The 16,288-nt window shown below is 40.3% G+C and carries 19 protein-coding genes and 1 other annotated feature; of the genes, 4 read left to right on the forward strand and 15 right to left on the reverse strand.

All coding sequences use genetic code 11. The features are described from left to right. Positions 1–41 precede the first annotated feature (41 nt). The 5 genes from pheT to QOW94_RS01300 all read right to left on the reverse strand — a co-directional run bounded on the left by pheT (position 42) and on the right by QOW94_RS01300 (position 5,497). Positions 42–2,450 (reverse strand): phenylalanine--tRNA ligase subunit beta, encoded by a 2,409-nt coding sequence (gene pheT / locus QOW94_RS01280; protein ID WP_283678245.1) that lies wholly within the window; start codon positions 2,448–2,450, stop codon positions 42–44. A 1-nt stretch (position 2,451) separates the two neighbouring features. After that, entirely contained in the window at positions 2,452–3,501 is a 1,050-nt protein-coding gene (gene pheS / locus QOW94_RS01285) for a phenylalanine--tRNA ligase subunit alpha (protein WP_283678246.1), read from the reverse strand. Positions 3,502–3,544: 43 nt separating this feature from the next. Continuing rightward, positions 3,545–3,764 (reverse strand) — a binding site (T-box leader). Between the two features lie 35 nt (positions 3,765–3,799). Further along, positions 3,800–4,153, reverse strand: coding sequence for a winged helix-turn-helix transcriptional regulator (locus QOW94_RS01290; protein ID WP_283678247.1), 354 nt, complete (start codon positions 4,151–4,153; stop codon positions 3,800–3,802). 22 nt (positions 4,154–4,175) lie between these two features. Continuing rightward, complete coding sequence (locus tag QOW94_RS01295) at positions 4,176–4,664, reverse strand: HD domain-containing protein (RefSeq protein ID WP_283678248.1); 489 nt, start codon at positions 4,662–4,664, stop codon at positions 4,176–4,178. Positions 4,665–4,723: 59 nt separating this feature from the next. Next, entirely contained in the window at positions 4,724–5,497 is a 774-nt protein-coding gene (locus tag QOW94_RS01300; protein ID WP_283678249.1) for a TrmH family RNA methyltransferase, read from the reverse strand. A 42-nt stretch (positions 5,498–5,539) separates the two neighbouring features. Here QOW94_RS01300 and QOW94_RS01305 point away from each other — a divergent pair, with 42 nt between their 5' ends. Both QOW94_RS01305 and yidC read left to right on the forward strand, forming a co-directional pair. Next, positions 5,540–5,818 (forward strand): acylphosphatase, encoded by a 279-nt coding sequence (locus tag QOW94_RS01305; protein WP_283678250.1) that lies wholly within the window; start codon positions 5,540–5,542, stop codon positions 5,816–5,818. Positions 5,819–5,896: 78 nt separating this feature from the next. Next, positions 5,897–6,838: a membrane protein insertase YidC gene (yidC, locus tag QOW94_RS01310; RefSeq protein WP_283678251.1), complete on the forward strand. Its 942-nt coding sequence runs from the start codon at positions 5,897–5,899 to the stop codon at positions 6,836–6,838. 50 nt (positions 6,839–6,888) lie between these two features. Here yidC and QOW94_RS01315 read toward each other — a convergent pair whose 3' ends face one another. Next, a complete protein-coding gene (locus QOW94_RS01315; RefSeq protein ID WP_283678252.1) occupies positions 6,889–8,421 on the reverse strand; it encodes a sensor histidine kinase in 1,533 nt (510 codons plus the stop codon). Next, positions 8,418–9,104, reverse strand: a complete 687-nt coding sequence (locus QOW94_RS01320) for a response regulator transcription factor (RefSeq protein ID WP_283678253.1) — start codon at positions 9,102–9,104, stop codon at positions 8,418–8,420. Before QOW94_RS01320 ends, QOW94_RS01315 begins: the two co-directional genes overlap by 4 nt. Before the next feature lie 223 nt (positions 9,105–9,327). On the opposite strand from QOW94_RS01320, the gene adhP (QOW94_RS01325) reads away from it, so the two are divergent. Together adhP (QOW94_RS01325) and adhP (QOW94_RS01330) are read left to right on the forward strand one after the other, a co-directional pair. Continuing rightward, positions 9,328–10,344 carry an alcohol dehydrogenase AdhP gene (gene adhP / locus QOW94_RS01325; RefSeq protein WP_283678254.1) on the forward strand — a complete coding sequence of 339 codons (1,017 nt, stop codon included), beginning with the start codon at positions 9,328–9,330 and terminating at the stop codon, positions 10,342–10,344. A 166-nt stretch (positions 10,345–10,510) separates the two neighbouring features. Next, complete coding sequence (adhP, locus tag QOW94_RS01330; protein WP_283678256.1) at positions 10,511–11,530, forward strand: alcohol dehydrogenase AdhP; 1,020 nt, start codon at positions 10,511–10,513, stop codon at positions 11,528–11,530. Positions 11,531–11,630: 100 nt separating this feature from the next. On the opposite strand, the gene rpmF is transcribed toward adhP (QOW94_RS01330), so the two are convergent. From rpmF to yhbY, 8 genes are all read right to left on the reverse strand, one after another. After that, the gene (gene rpmF / locus QOW94_RS01335; RefSeq protein ID WP_283678257.1) at positions 11,631–11,804 is read right to left on the reverse strand and encodes a 50S ribosomal protein L32; all 174 of its coding nucleotides are present in this window, start codon (positions 11,802–11,804) and stop codon (positions 11,631–11,633) included. Between the two features lie 55 nt (positions 11,805–11,859). After that, positions 11,860–12,408 carry a YceD family protein gene (locus QOW94_RS01340; RefSeq protein WP_283678258.1) on the reverse strand — a complete coding sequence of 183 codons (549 nt, stop codon included), beginning with the start codon at positions 12,406–12,408 and terminating at the stop codon, positions 11,860–11,862. A gap of 81 nt (positions 12,409–12,489) precedes the next feature. Beyond that, positions 12,490–13,626 carry a nucleotidyltransferase gene (locus QOW94_RS01345; protein WP_283678259.1) on the reverse strand — a complete coding sequence of 379 codons (1,137 nt, stop codon included), beginning with the start codon at positions 13,624–13,626 and terminating at the stop codon, positions 12,490–12,492. Continuing rightward, positions 13,626–14,366, reverse strand: a complete 741-nt coding sequence (locus QOW94_RS01350) for a class I SAM-dependent DNA methyltransferase (protein ID WP_283678260.1) — start codon at positions 14,364–14,366, stop codon at positions 13,626–13,628. The genes QOW94_RS01345 and QOW94_RS01350 overlap by 1 nt, the downstream gene beginning before the upstream one ends. Continuing rightward, positions 14,363–14,719 carry a ribosome silencing factor gene (rsfS, locus tag QOW94_RS01355; RefSeq protein ID WP_283678261.1) on the reverse strand — a complete coding sequence of 119 codons (357 nt, stop codon included), beginning with the start codon at positions 14,717–14,719 and terminating at the stop codon, positions 14,363–14,365. The genes QOW94_RS01350 and rsfS overlap by 4 nt, the downstream gene beginning before the upstream one ends. A gap of 11 nt (positions 14,720–14,730) precedes the next feature. After that, complete coding sequence (gene yqeK / locus QOW94_RS01360; protein WP_283678262.1) at positions 14,731–15,339, reverse strand: bis(5'-nucleosyl)-tetraphosphatase (symmetrical) YqeK; 609 nt, start codon at positions 15,337–15,339, stop codon at positions 14,731–14,733. Next, positions 15,329–15,961, reverse strand: a complete 633-nt coding sequence (locus tag QOW94_RS01365) for a nicotinate-nucleotide adenylyltransferase (RefSeq protein WP_283678264.1) — start codon at positions 15,959–15,961, stop codon at positions 15,329–15,331. Before QOW94_RS01365 ends, yqeK begins: the two co-directional genes overlap by 11 nt. An 11-nt stretch (positions 15,962–15,972) precedes the next feature. After that, a complete protein-coding gene (gene yhbY / locus QOW94_RS01370; RefSeq protein ID WP_283678265.1) occupies positions 15,973–16,284 on the reverse strand; it encodes a ribosome assembly RNA-binding protein YhbY in 312 nt (103 codons plus the stop codon). Between the last annotated feature and the right edge of the window lie 4 nt (positions 16,285–16,288).

A 16,288-nucleotide genomic window follows, 5' to 3' on the forward strand; every position in this document is an offset into this window, starting at 1 on the left:
AGCTCCTCCTATCAACTGTCAACCTAATTATAATTAGGAAACTACCTAATTTCTGCACTTAGTTCGTCAGTTAAATGTTTCTTAATTTTTTCGAATGTTTCATTGACTTCTTCATCTTTAAGAGTGTCATTTGGATTGTTAAACGTCAATGAGTATGCCATAGACTTCCTACCGTCAGCAATATTATCACCATTGTAAACATCAAACAACTCAATACTCTTTAGGTAAGCTCCACCGCGTTTACTAATAATGTCCTCGATAGCGGTATTAGTAACTTCATCGTTAACCTCGACCGCAATATCACGAGTGACTGCAGGGTATTTGGAAATTGATTGATATTGACTTTCGACTTGTGGTAAATGATCGAGCAAGTCAAAGTCCAATTCAAAGCCATAAGTATCATTTATCTTAAACTGTTTTTGAATCTTAGGATGAACTTGGCCAACAAATCCAACCTTCTTACCACCAATCAAAATATCAGCAGTTCGACCAGGATGCATTTCTTTAATATCCGAGTTAGCAACATAAGTAACTTGTCCCAAGATTCCAAGGTTACTGATCAAGTGATCAACAATTCCCTTGACCAGGTAGAAATCGACTGGTTTTGCCTTTTGATCCCAGTTTCGATCTGTAAAATTACCAGTCAAAACGGCAGCAACGTGGGCAACTTCACTCGGCCGAACTTGGTCTGCATCATCCTTAAAGAATACCCGACCAAATTCATAGAGTGCGACATCAGATACTTTGTGAGCCTTGTTATAGGCCACATCATCGACCAACCCTGACATAAGGTTCATTCGTAAGGCGGCATGGTCTTGAGTCATTGGAAAACTTAGCTTAGTTTCAAAACTATCCCGAGTCATGTACATCTTTGCTTTTTCAGCAGTGGTTAACGAGTAAGAGATTGCTTGGGTTAATCCAAGCCCCTCTAGAGAATGACGAAGTGCACGTTCACGTTTTTGCCTGGCGGTCAAAGCACCAACAGCAGTCCGACCAGTTGGCAACGTTGCTGGTAAATTATCATACCCGTAAATTCTAGCAATTTCTTCATTTAAATCAGCTGGAATCGAAATATCCCACCGACGAGCAGGAATTGTAACTACAAATTCATCACCAGATTGTTTGGAATCAAAGCCAAGCCGATTAAAAATCGCTTGAATTTCATCACTAGTCAAATTGGTTCCAAGAACTTTGTTAATTCTGGAACTTGAAGTGTTTACAACTGGCAATTCTCGTTCGGTATCACTGGCACTAACTGTTCCCTTGTCGACAGTTCCACCACCAAGCTCAACCATAAGGGCTGCTGCTTCGTCTACAGCGTCCTGAACAGTGTCATAGTTAATTCCCCGTTCAAACCGTTGGGATGCCTCAGAATGCAGTACAAGGCGTCTGGCAGTCTTTCTAATTTTGATTGAGTCAAAGATTGCTGATTCAATTGCAACATCGGTTGTGTCATCGTCAATTTCGCTATTTAAGCCACCCATCACACCAGCAATGGCAATTGGCTTATCGTTATCAGCGATGACAATATCTGTATCCTTAAGTTCTCTCTCTTCTTCATCCAACGTAACGATTGTTTCGCCTTCAGTAGCCGTCCTAACTTTAATATTCCCGTTGATTTTACCTCTATCAAAAGCATGCAATGGTTGGCCATACTTCAACAAGATATAGTTTGTAACATCGACAATATTATTGATGGGTCTGATTCCAGAGGTCCATAACCGAACTTGCAACCAAGCCGGACTTGGTTTAACCGTTACTCCCTTAACAACCCTTAATTTGTAAACCGGGGCAAGAGTTGGATCAGCTTCTGCTTGGATATCATTCTCAATCGCACTGCCAGCTTCTTCGACCTTTGGCTGTTCAATCGTCAATGGTTTATCGTAAATTGCTGCCAGTTCATGGAGTGAACCCATAACACTAAGCATGTCACCGCGGTTTGGAGTAACATCAAGATCAATGACAGGATCGTCTAACCCAAGGTATGAATATACGTCATCGCCAATTTTAGCGTCATCTTCAAAAACGTAGATTCCATCGGCCCATTCCTTTGGTACTAAGTCCTTTGAAATTCCAATTTCATCCAAGCCACAGATCATCCCGTTTGAAACAACTCCACGCATCTTTGACCGTTTGATTTTAACGTTACCACCAATTCGTGAACCGGGTAAGGCAACAATAACTTTTTGGTCTTCAGCAACGTTAGGAGCTCCACAAACAATTTGTAGTGGCTCTTCCTCGCCAACGTCAACCTGACATACGTGAAGATGATCTGAATCCGGATGGTTTTCCATGCTGAGCACTTTACCGACGACAATTTTTTTCAAACTATCAGATGGTGTTACAACCGAATCAACCTCAACTGCAGTTCGTTCAATTTTTTCAGCTAAATCTTTTGCTGGAATGTTTAGATCTAAGTATTCCTTGACCCATTTGTAAGATAATTTCATTTTAGATACCTCTCTTAACGAATTGATTTAAGAATCTGACATCGTCTAGATAGAAGTCACGAATGTCATCGACACCGTATTTCAACATCGCAAATCGATCAGGACCTAACCCAAAGGCAAATCCACCGTAAGTTTCAGAGTCAACCCCTGCCATGTTGAGAACATTAGGATGAACCATTCCAGCACCAAGTACTTCGATCCAACCAGTGTGCTTACATACGTCACAGCCCTTACCCATACAATTAAAGCACGTAACGTCAACTTCAACTGAAGGCTCCGTGAATGGGAAGAAACTTGGTCTTAAACGAATATCAAATTTATCACCAAAGATCTCATGGGTCATCGTTACCAATGTCCCCTTCAAATCAGCCATCGTAATATTCTTATCAATTACCAATCCTTCGATTTGGTGGAATTGATGTGAATGGGTTGGATCATCAGTATCACGACGATAGACGATCCCTGGTGAAATCATCTTCAATGGTCCTTCTTCAAAGTTATGCTTCTCAAGGGTTCTGGCTTGCATAGGTGAAGTTTGCGTTCTCATCAATATATCGTTAGTTATGTAGAACGTATCTTGCATGTCCCGAGCTGGATGATCTTTGGGCAAGTTCATCATTTCGAAGTTATACTTCTCTTCTTCAACTTCAGGGCCAGTCAAAACTTGATAACCCATTCCTAAGAACAAATCAACCACTTCGTCAATAATCTGTTGAATAACGTGAGGTTGACCCTGCACAACAGGAGCAGCTGGCAAAGTAACGTCGATTTGTTCACTTTCTAACTGAGCTTCAAGTTTTGCATCTTCAAGTTGTTCTTTACGAGCAGTCAAACCGTTCGTTAAGTCATCCCGAATTTCGTTGGCATAACTACCAACCCCTGGTCGTTCTTCAACTGGTAATTCTTTAATTGATCTAAGGGCAGTAGTGATTGGCCCCTTTTTACCAAGTAAGTGAACTCGAATATCATTGAGTTCCTTTAAATCATCCGTGTGACTGATCTGCTCAAGACCTTCGTCACGAATTTGTGTTAATTCATCCTTTAATGACATGTAATCCCTCCATATTTTTGGCACAAAAAAAGCTTCATCCCCAAAAAGGGACGAAGCATCGCGGTACCACCCTAGTTTACAAGCCAGACGGCCTGTACTCTCAAATCGATAACGGCGATCACCGGGATATTTTTTGTTATTAAGTATAACTCCCAATATCAGCTAAGCGGGTGAATTCAGAATTTCCACTCCCTCGTTTCCACCAACCACGAGGTCTCTGAAGAGTGGTACCAACTTACTACTCCCACTTAATTTGCATTACTATGAAACTATAAGCCAAAATAAAAAAATGGTCAAGCTAGTCTTGACACTCAAAACCAGGATACCATTTTTCTGACCAGTTATGGATTGCTTCCATGATTGGTGCTAATTCTTTACCTTGATCAGTTAACGAATATTCAATCAACGATGAATCTTCGTGACACGTTCTAACGATAACGCCATCCTCTTCGAGTTCACGCAAACGTTCAACTAGTACTCGATCTGAGCACTTTTGAATCTGGCGGGCAATCTCTCGGAATCTTAACGTACCTTCTTGGCGAAGAACATCAATAATCAAGCCATTCCACTTCTTGCCTAAGAATGAAAAAGTCTTTTCAAACTTAGGACAAAGATAATAATCTAATGATTTATTTACACTTGCTGTAGTCATAATGTCACCCCCAACTACGATTCTAAAATACCTTACTCAATTTTGTTGATAACTTTTCTTTTAGAGGACTCGAAAATTCTCTGACTGCTTCAAGATCATCCACTAAGGAAACAATTACACTTTCCTTATACTTAGGTCTTGCCAAAGTGAGACCCCACATATGCTTCAAAATAATGTCCTTTTCAATTGGTGATAGATCAGTAATCTTCTCCGCGTTTCTAAGGGCAACCCGTGGGTGAATAAAAGCATGGGAACCGAGGTCAAACTTGGTGGTTCTCCAGTCATAGAAAAATAGGTCATGCAACAACCCAGCTCTTGCGACAGCTCGGTAGTCTAATCCTGCCCGTCTAGCAATCTTATAACTATCGTATGAAACTGAAATGGAATGCTCTAGTCTAGTAGAGTGATGGTGTTGCGTGTAATTGGCAAGGTTTTTGACCATATCAGTGGCCAATAGGTCCTCAACTAACGATACGTACAACTCGTCATTTTTCCAATCGTTATTTTGCATGGAATTCCCCTTTTCATTTATCTAATGTGCATAATACATGCTTTCTGAAAAAAATTCAATCAAATCGCACTATTATTTACCAAGTGAAATAGAACAATTCCAGTCGCAACTGCGACGTTTAAAGATTCAGCCTTACCAGGCATTGGAATATAAAGATTATTATCAGTAAGTGATAATACTTCGTCAGATACTCCATTACCTTCATTACCAACAATAAAGGCAAACCTGTCGATTCCTTGAACTTCATTATAAGGAAGGGCATCCTTGTTTAATTCTGTTCCGTAGACCTTGATTCCACTCTCATGAAGCTTCTCGATCCATTCGGTTAACTCTCCTTGAAATAGTTGGATATGGAAATGGCTCCCCTGCATTGACCGAATCAGCTTTGGATTGTAGATATCAACAGAACCCTTACCGAACACAACCCCATTGATCCCGGCTGCATCTGCAGTTCTAACTATTGTGCCGATATTACCTGGATCTTGAACCCCATCTAATAATAACCACTGGCCATCAAGGTTGTCAGGAATCGTTTCGTGATAATCTTCCGCTTCCATAACAGCAAATACACCTTGGGGAGTCTTAGTGTCAGAAATCGTTTCGCCAATCTCCTCTGAAACGAGAAATACATCATCAGCCCGAGTTTCAAACTTATCTGCATCGTTCTCGTCGGTAACGATTGCTGCCAAAATGTGCTTATCATTTTGAAGGGCTTCATTAATTAAGTGCCACCCTTCAATCATGTACTGGCCAGTCTTTGTCCGCTCCTTCTTGGTTTGCAATTTCTTCCATTCTTTGACATGATTATTCTGTTTAGAATTAATTATTTTCATTTGTAACTCCTACATTATTTTATTTGATTGGTGGTAATCTGTATGGCAACAAAAACTGTAAATATTATTGTTTCGGGTCGGGTACAAGGGGTTGGCTTTCGCTATGCAACTATCAAATTAGCTAATCGCCTAAAAATCAATGGCTGGGTAAAAAACAACCTTGACGGTAGCGTTGAAATCCTTGCAAATGGAGATGAGCCATCCCTTCAATCCTTTATTTCAGCTGTCAAAAAATCACCCACGCCTTACGGAAAAGTGACTAATGTCGATATTACCGAGACGTCAATTAATCCCGGATTTGGCTTTGACGCTAAATATTAAATTGAAAACCAAGCGAAAGTAAAGTATTATTACTTTTGTCTGATTATCATATTAACACACATTGGAAAGGGTTCATTTATGAAAAAAATAAAGCCAATCGTTACCCTTGGTTTATTGGGTACGTTAGGAATCGTCTTAAGTGGTTGTGTCCGCACAACTAAATCCGGAAAGCCTTATGGGATGGTCTACGACTATCTTGCAAAACCAGGACAATCAGTGATGGAGTGGATTGCTCAGTTCGTAGGTAGTTACGGTTGGGCAATCATCGTTCTTACGGTAATCGTTAGAATGGTACTGTTGCCTATGATGGTTAAGCAAATGAGAAACACAACCATCCAACAAGAAAAAATGCAATTAGTTCGGCCACAACTTGCTGAGATTCAAAAACGTCAAAAAGAAGCAAAGACACCAGAAGAACAGCAAGCGGTCAGTCAAGCGATGATGAAAATCTATAAGCAAAACAACATCTCAATGACTGGTGGAATTGGCTGTCTTCCATTGCTAATTCAGATGCCGATTTTCTCAGCTCTATACTACGCGATTCGGTATTCTCCTGAACTATCACATGATATGTTTATGGGAATAAAGCTTGGCCAAACTAGTATGTTGCTCGCTATTTTATCCTTGCTTTCATACCTACTCCAAGCATATCTAAGCATGCTCGGAACTCCTAAGGACCAGCGAAAGCAAATGATGACGATGATGTTAATTAGTCCGGTGATGATTTTCTTCGTGACGGTTAACGCCCCAGCAGGTTTGGGACTATACTTCTTCATTGGTGGATTGTTTGCTTGTTTGCAAACAATTATTATCAATCTTTACCGACCAAAAATCAGAAAAGATATTGCAAAGGAAATGGAGGGTGTTAAGCAGGTCACCGTTGATGACCTACTGCCCAAGTCCACTCCGGCTGAACCTGCCAACAACTCCACTACTCCTAAAAATCATAACGATAATAACCAGAATCGAAATGCTGGTAGACAGCGAAATGCCGGCAAACAGCAAAGAAGAAATAAATAAATTTTTGCAAATCAAAAGCAACCAAACAAAAATGTTTGGTTGCTTTTTTACTACTCGTTAGAATCTAATTCGTCATCCTCATCAGCAACTTTCTCCACTGGTTGATGATAAATTGGTAGTTTTATTTGGAAAATCGAACCGTATCCAAGCGAACTTTCAATTGAAATATCACCATGGTAGGCTTCCATCAATCGTTTGGCAATCGATAGTCCCAGACCATTACCACCCTTATCTCTAGAGCGGGCCTTATCAACTCGATAGAAACGATTAAAGACCTTCGAAACATCATCCGGAGCAATTCCTTCACCGAAGTCTTGGACTGCTATATTAACCGTATTCATCGTTGTCGAAATCGAAGTATGGATTTCCTTTCGATCTTTAGAATATTTAATCGCATTGTCAATAAGAATAACCAATACTTGTTCCAAATGATTTCGATAAATCTTAGCAGAAATCGGTTCCCTAGTATCATCATCGACTATGAAAGTAAACTCAGGGTGAATCATCTTAAAGTCATTGTTAACCTGATCAAAAACTTCATTCACGTTAGTTACTTCGTCAGCATAGTTAATTTCAATTTGTTCAGCTCTAGACAAATCAAGCATTTCAGCAACCAAACTCTGCATCCGCTTGGTTTCCTGAAGGGATGCTTTTAAAGACTCATTGAGAACTTCAGGGTCATCCTTTCCCCATCTTAGGAGCATATCCATGTGGCCCTGAATCACAGCAACTGGAGTTCTCAATTCATGCGAAACGTCCTCTACGAACTGGGATTGCTGGTTCATGTATCTTTGAGTCTGATCAAGCATACTATTGAATAATTGACCCAAATCCGCCAATTCATCATTAGTCTTGATTTCAGGAACCCTAACGTCAGAATCCGGTTCTTCCTTGATCTTGGTAATTGTCTTTGAAATCTGATTGATTGGCTTAAGTAGCTCAAAAGCCAGCAAATAAGCAAGTACCACCGTGATCAAAACAGCTAACATAATCAAAATTAAAATAATTGTTAATAGCTTGCTAACGGTTCGATGGTAATTATCTAACGTATCCACCACCTGCACATATCCAACCAAAGAGCCGTTTTTCTTGGATAACACAGGCTTAGTTCCTCGAAGGACCTGCTTACCATCCTGCTTAATCAGTTTGATTTTTGTCTTATCCGTTGGCTTAAATCTAAATGAAGCGGCTTTTGACTGAAACAGCTTTTTATTGTTAGTGCTAAACACGTTAACAACCATACTATCCCTTGATAAATTAACAATCAGGGAATCAGAATAGATCGTCTGATTTGTTTTTTTATCAACTAAGCCATCACGATTTTTCTCCGATCTTAAATCCGGTTGCAGATCTTCGTTAACATTTTTTTCAGTTATAGGAGAGTCATAATTCGAGAGTCGATTAGAAACAGTATCCATCGTATTTGTAATGTAGTACTGCTCCTGTTGTAATAAAACGTTAGTAAAACGGTTGAATATCAAAAGTGAAAATCCCAAGACAATAGCTAAGACCCCGATTGAGGTAAAAAAAGCCCATTTTAACTTGAGCGATCTTCTCTTTTTTGGCTTGGTATCATCAATCATGAACGCATCACGTATCCCGTTCCTCTAACAGTTTGAATGTAGCTGTTTTCGCCTGGGCGATCAATCTTGTTTCTTAAGTAACGAATGTAAACATCCACAACGTTAGTCTCAACTTCAGAGTCATAGCCCCAAACCTTGGTAAGTAAAACATCACGAGCCAATACAACATCAACGTTTTCCATCAATGCTAGTAGTAATTCGTATTCCCGCTTGGTTAAGTTGATCACCTCGTCCCCACGACGGACGATACGACTTTCTTTTTCGATAGTAAGATCTTTAAACGTAACCGTCTTCTTACCATCTTTTTGCTGGTCATTTTCGATTTGGATTCTCCGAAGTAATGCCCGAATCCGCGCTAATAATTCCTCGATTGCAAATGGTTTAACGATATAGTCATCTGCACCGTGATCAAAACCAGAAACCCGATCAATAACTGAATCACGGGCTGTCATCATGATAATTGGCGTATTTTTCTTTTCTCTTAATCGTCTAGCAACTTCCATACCATTAAGTTCAGGCAACATTAAGTCTAAAAGAATGACATCAAAGTTATCATTGATGGCAGCTTCCAAACCTTTGCGTCCATTGAGCTCAACCTGGGTTTCGTACCCTTCGTGTTGCAGCTCAAGCTCCACAAACCTTGCTAAATTTTTTTCATCTTCAATAATTAAAACTCGATTCATTTTTTATGCTCTCCTAAAATCTTTCTCTTTTTTAATACTGCTCTAATTTTAACATATAATGAGCAGTTCGTGTTTCATTTAAGTAAAACCTAACAGTAACTTTTACAATTAGCTTAAAATTATTTTCACTTTTTGTGAACGAAATCACTTGCAATCTGGATTCAATCTATTACAATTAAGTTTGTGAAGAAAATAATTTACAAACAAAGGAAGGTAATTGATTGTGAAAGCTGCTGTTGTTAGAGATCCTGTAGATGGATATGTTGATATTAAGGACGTTACCCTTCGTCCAATTAAAAATGGTGAAGCATTGGTCAAAATGGAATATTGTGGCCTTTGTCACACAGATTTACACGTTGCTGCTGGTGACTTTGGTAAAGTACCAGGAAGAATTATTGGACACGAGGGTGTCGGCCGAGTAATTCAAGTTGCTGATGATGTTGATAATTTGAAGATTGGTGACCGGGTTTCAATCGCTTGGTTCTTCAAAGGTTGTGGCCATTGTGAGTACTGTACCACAGGTCGTGAAACCCTTTGCCGGAACGTTCAAAATGCCGGTTTCACCGTTGATGGTGCAATGGCAGAAGAATGTATCGTTGATGCTAATTATGCTGTGAAAGTACCTGAAGGACTTGACCCTGTCGAAGCAACTTCACTAACTTGTGCCGGAGTTACTATGTACAAAGCACTTAAAGTTGGTGAAACTCGCCCAGGTCAATGGGTTGAAGTCGTTGGTGCCGGCGGTCTTGGAAACCTTGCTATTCAATTTGCTCATAATGTTTTTGGCGCTCACGTAGTTGCCGTTGATGGTAACGAAGACAAACTAGCCGCTGCAAAGGCAAACGGTGCTGATCTTCTCATCAACCGTCATGACTCAGACGTTGCAGAACAAATCCAATCAAAAGTTGGTGGTGTTCACAATGCTCAAATCACGGCCGTTAACGCAGACGCATTTACAACTTCTGTAAATGCATTGAGACCAGATGGTAGATTAGTAGCTGTTGCTCTCCCTCAAGGAGACATGGCATTGAATATCGCTAAAACAGTTCTTGATGGTATCCAAGTTGCCGGTTCATTAGTTGGTACCCGTCAAGACCTTGCAGAAACATTTAGCTTTGGTGCTGATCATAAAGTAAAGCCAATCGTTCAAACTCGTCGCCTCGATGAAGTAAATGACATCATTGACGAAATGAAAGCTAACAAGATTGTTGGTCGAATGGTTGTTGATTTCACTAAATAACAAACTCAATAAGATTGATCAGTGCCTTTAAACGTTGTTCCTAGTGGCCTCGTTTAAGGGCACTTTTTTTATAGCCTAGTTTCTTGTGAAAATTCTCTCGATTTTATATAATGAAAACGGGTTCAAGTTAAGGTATTACTTTTTTCATTATTAAGGTGGATTAACTATGAGAGCAGCAGTTGTACGTGAAAATAGCGATGGATTTGTTGATGTTAAAGATGTTACGCTTCGCCCAATTCACAATGGTGAAGCGCTTGTGAAAATGGAGTATTGTGGCCTGTGTCACACTGATCTTCATGTTGCCGCTGGCGACTTCGGTAAAGTCCCAGGAAGAATTATCGGCCACGAAGGTGTGGGTAAAGTGATTCAAATTGCTGATGACGTGACCTCACTCAAAGTTGGTGATCGGGTTTCAGTCGCATGGTTCTACCGTGGGTGTGGCCATTGTGAATACTGCACAACTGGTCGCGAAACCCTTTGCCGAAACGTTCAAAACGCCGGCTTCTCAGTTGACGGTGCAATGGCAGAAGAATGTATCGTTGCTGCTGACTACGCGGTTAAGGTACCAGACGGTCTGGATCCAGTTGAAGCAACTTCCCTCACCTGCGCTGGAGTTACTACTTATAAAGGTCTAAAAGTAGGTAATACTAAGCCAGGACAGTGGGTTGAAGTCGTTGGCGCTGGTGGTTTAGGTAACTTATCAATTCAATTTGCTCACAACGTCTTTGGGGCTCACGTAATCGCCGTTGATGGTAACGATGACAAACTAAACGCAGCCAAGGAAGTTGGAGCAGAAAAAACCATTGATTTTAGAACAACCAAGACTGCCGAAGAAATTCAAAAAAATGTTGGTGGTGTTCACACAGCGCAAATTACAGCCGTTTCTGCAGCGGCATTTACCGATGCGGTAAATTCACTCCGCCCAGATGGTCGATTAGTTGCAATGGCCCTCCCACAGGGAGACATGGCGTTAAACATTGCTAAAACCGTGTTGGACGGAATTCAAGTTGCGGGGTCACTAGTGGGAACCAGGCAAGACTTAGCTGAAGCCTTCCAGTTTGGTAAGGAAGGAAAAGTTAAACCAATTGTTCACACCCGTCGATTAGACGAAATCAACGATATTATCCAAGAAATGAAAGATGGTAAGATTACCGGCCGAATGGTAGTTGACTTCTCCAAAAAATAGTCATTAACAATTGACCGAACAAAAAAGAGTGAATCGAATGATTCACTCTTTTTGTTAACCAGTAAGAATCCATGGTGTTCTATACTAGTTAAATGATACTCTACTTGTTGTCAAGGACCTTACGGCCATTGTAGTAACCAGATGGTGAAACGCGATGTGGTAATCTGTATTCGCCAGTCTTAGGATCAAAACTAAGATTTGGTTGCTTTAACTTGATGTGACCACGGCGCATACCTTTTCTAGCCTTTGAGGTTCTACGTGCAGGTGTAGCCATTGCTATCCCTCCTTTGGTAATTAATATCCACTAGTGAATTATTAAGTCTGCTTTACTATTTATCTTCTTTAAAGAAGTCCTTTAGCTTAGCGAGACGTGGATCAACTTTTTTAGTGTCTGCCTTTTCCCGTTCAAAGTCGTCTGCGGTAACGACATTCCAATCTTTACCAGAAGGTAATGTAGCACCAGACTTTTCTTCAGGTGACAAGACTTGCATCGGAATTTGAAGAATCACGTTATCAATAACTGATGTCTTTAAATCAACTTCGTCCGATTCATCTAGAACAAAAACAACATCGTCGTCTTCGTACTTAGCCTCAGCGGCTTTGGATGGAACATAAAACTCGGTTACGTTAAAATCTAGCGGCAAGTCAACTGGCGTTAATGACCTTGACGATGGTACTACCAGCTTTCCCTTTATGTCTAGAGAAAGGGTAACGTCACCATTATCAGCAAAAGTGATTCCAGATACCTGAAAACTACTTGCATCAATTACTTGATCTGGATAGCGATCAAGTAGGTCAGCTTTAATATCCATCTTTTCACTAAATTGAAACGGTGCACTGCCGGGATACTTTTGAAGTTCCCTAAATAATAATTCCACAGCGATACCTCCAATGCAACATGATTCATTATACTGGCATGTAAATAGGTTGTCAAGGTAAAATCCTTGATACGCCAGTCTTTACTTCCCAATGTACGGATGACGATAAAAATCCTGGGATATCCCACTATTCATTTCAAACAGTGCCCCTGCTCGTTCGTCAATTCGAAGATAATCTTCAACGGTTTCATCCGTAACTTTATTAAGTATTGGTAACTCAACCAGCTTTTTATTCTCGTTTAAGTATTTTCTGCCCGCCGGACTTAAGCCTAGAATCCTCAAAAAATCTGGATTACCTGTCATCTCATCAGTTTGAGCATGCATAAGTACATAACAGCATAACCTCTGGATTCTGGTATACGTGTAGCGCTTGGTCTTCACTAACCCTAGAAATTCAGGAAATGACGTCGCCTGTCTGGCAGCATCTTTCAATCGGCACTCAATGCCCTCTGTCATTTGATAAATTAACCGTAATCGTTCAGGTGAACTCACGATTAATTCATAACGGAGCATCGGCCAAAAATCATCCCAACTGTATCTCGGTTCCCCTGAAATTGCTGTAAAACTAGGGACTGGCAAATAATTCTCAATGGAATCTTGATTACCTTGCTCTATCGCTTTTCTAATTGAAGTAGCGCTACTGACCGTTCCTTCAGTAGCAATTGATTCCTGGTTATGGGCACTGCCTATCCGTTTGATAGCTACTAAGTCCAGTGGACTTCCAAGTTGGTGATTTGCGTCTGCATATCCAAAAGCCAAGATATCGTTAGGTTGATTAACTCTAACCCCTGTGTTCTCATACAAGTATTCTTGAAACAAAGATGCATAAGGTTGATCAAACCGTTTGAACGATGAGCTTCGCTTAGGCTGATTTTCTACTAACCGGCGATAGTCCATTCCTGGGGTTTCTACCCCAAACGCAAGCCAATTCGACCTAATAGCAGTGGCAAGTTTAACCGCCCCCTTGGCAAAGATATGCGATGGTTGGACAGCATAAAAAAACGGAAGTTCAATTACTAGATCAACTCCCGAATCAATCGCTGCTTTGGCTCTAACCCACTTATCAAACATCGCTGGCTCGCCTCGTTGAACCCAATTGCCACTCAAAATGGCAATCGAAACGTCTGCGTGAGTCACTTGCTTAGCTTCATTAAGTAAGTACAAATGGCCATTATGAAACGGATTAAATTCCGAAATAATTGCAACAGAAGATAGCACTATTGTCCCTTCTTACACTCAAAGAACCAGCGCTTAGCTTTAGGGTCGAACGGTTGGTTACCAAAATCAGTTGTTACCGAAACCAGGTCTAGCCCAGCCTTCGCCAGCATTTGTTGATATTCATCAAGATTATAAGTCCGTTCTTGATGTAATTCATTATATGCATCGTATGCTTCAGTATCAGGATTATACTTAAAAAACACTAGGTCATGTTCAACACTGTGAGGAGCAAATTCGCCCTCATATGATGTCCACATGAACGCAGAATCGTCATCACGGTAATTGTACATATAACCAGGATATACTTCATCTGTTTGGTAAGGTGAAATAACATCAAATAAAAACTTACCGTCTTCATTTAAATGGTTACTAACCTCTGAAAACACCTGCTCTAGGTCCCGTTTTTTTACAAAATAACATAAAGAATCATCAAAACAAGTTATCGTCGAGTACTTTTCAATACCACTTAAATCAGTGATATCAATTTGATTAAGTCCCACCGCAACTCCAGATTCTTCTGCGTGTTGAGCAGCGAGTGATAGCATATCATAGGAAAGATCAGCTCCTTCACATTCATACCCGCGCTTGGCCATCTCAATGATAAACCGACCGGTCCCACAGGCTAAATCGAGGATCTGTTTTCCATTCCCCAACCTAGCCTCACTATAATCCGCCCATTTACCGTACAAAGTGTTATCAAACAGCTCATCATAAAATTCGGCAAATGCTTGATAAATCATGCCTCTACCCAATCACGAATGTCAATCATTGGAGCATCAGACCACAATTTCTCCAAGTTATAAAATTCGCGTTCATCCTTTTGGAAGATGTGAACAATAACTTCGCCTAAATCAATCAAGATCCACTTAGCGGTTTCCTTACCAGAAACCTTGTAGACCTTAACTTTAGAAGCATGAAGTTGATCAATCACCTCATCAGCGATTGCCTTTACCTGTCGATTAGAATTGGCATCTGCGATCATAAAGTAGTCAGCCATTAGACTAACATTCTGCATATCCAAAACTACAATATCAGATGCTCGTTTACTATCAGCGGCTCTAACCGCGATTTGAGCAATTTCTCTACTATCCATAAATTCTCCTTTTAATCAGTATTCCCTGGCACCCAGCTATTATAAGTGATGATTGTTTGCGGGAAAACTGGTTTATTATTCTCAATTAAGTAGCTTAAAGTTTGCTTTGCTTGAAAGGCCACACCGTCCTGGAGGCTTTTCTTGGTGACCCGCCGAGCTGTTTCAACTTCAGGAAAGTCACGTCCAGGTTCAATGTAGTCGGCCATGTAAACAATTTGTTCTAATTTAGTCATGACCTCATGGCCAACCGTATGGTATTTAACCGCATTTAGAATTTCAATATCATTGATTCCGAGTTCATTTTTCACAAATAGCCACCCAACCACGCCATGCCAAATTGCATTTCCGTAATCCAATAGCACTGGATCAAGATGATACTCTTTGATTGCGTTAATAAAATCAATGTCTGGTCGTTGTTTGGCATAATCATGGACAAGGCCAGCGATACTAGCTCGCTCAGGATCCACACCGTTAGCTTCAGCGAGTTCAATTGCCGTTTGTTCAACTCTCAAAACGTGGTTAAACCGACTTGTAGTAAGAGCATCATTTAGCTTACCAACTAAATCATCTCTACTCATCGAAATATATTTATTAGAATACACTAAATCTTTAGCCTTCATATAAATGTTTCTCCTTTATATAGCGCTCAACAAATTCCGGCACTAGGTATCTGATAGAGTTCCTAGCACGAATCTTTGAACGAATGAGCGTCGATGAGATATCAATATAAGGGACGTCAACCCAAATAATTGGATATTTACCGTCTCGTTTGAAACCTTCCCGTTTAACGCCAACAAAAGTTACCAACTTCGATAGTTCTTTGATTTTATGCCATTTAGGTAGGTATTCAACCATATCACCACCGATTATAAAGTAATAATCATTGTTTGGATGGTTTCTCTTCAGCTTTAACATTGTGTCATAGGTGTAACTAACCCCACCACGAGCAATTTCTTCCATCTCAATCACAAAGTGGGAGTTACCCCTAATGGCACCATTGATCATATTAACCCGATCAAACGCATCAATGGCAAGCTTTTGGTCAACGTGAGGCGGTGTGGAATCCGGCATAAACCTAATTTCATCTAACCCTAACTGATCAAAAACCTGCTCCGCAATAATCAAATGACCATTGTGAATCGGGTTGAAAGTTCCACCAAGAATTCCAATTTTCTTTCTTTGGCTATTCAACTTTACTTTTGTTCTTGGAAAAGTTTGCACATTTTGGAGTACGTTTGCCATAACTAAATCACCTAAATTGCCTTTACCTCATTAAAGATAATTTGTTTGTCGGGGTCGTTCGAAATCTTGAATAACAATAAGATTCTCCCAATCACTTGGATTACTTGAATATCCGACTTCGATTCAATGTAATTTCTAACGTCATCAGTTGTCACGTCAGAGTTCTGAAGAATATTAATCTTCATTAGCTCTCGGTTGTCCAATGCATTGCCAACCTCTTCAAGCCAGACTTCAGAAAGACCGTTTTTCCCAATTGAAAATACTGGTCTAAAATGATTAGCCTTTGCGCGCAAAAAGCGACGTTGTTTTCCGGTTAATTTCATAAAA

Source organism: Lentilactobacillus sp. Marseille-Q4993 (genome assembly GCF_951230165.1).
Lineage (GTDB): Bacteria > Bacillota > Bacilli > Lactobacillales > Lactobacillaceae > Lentilactobacillus.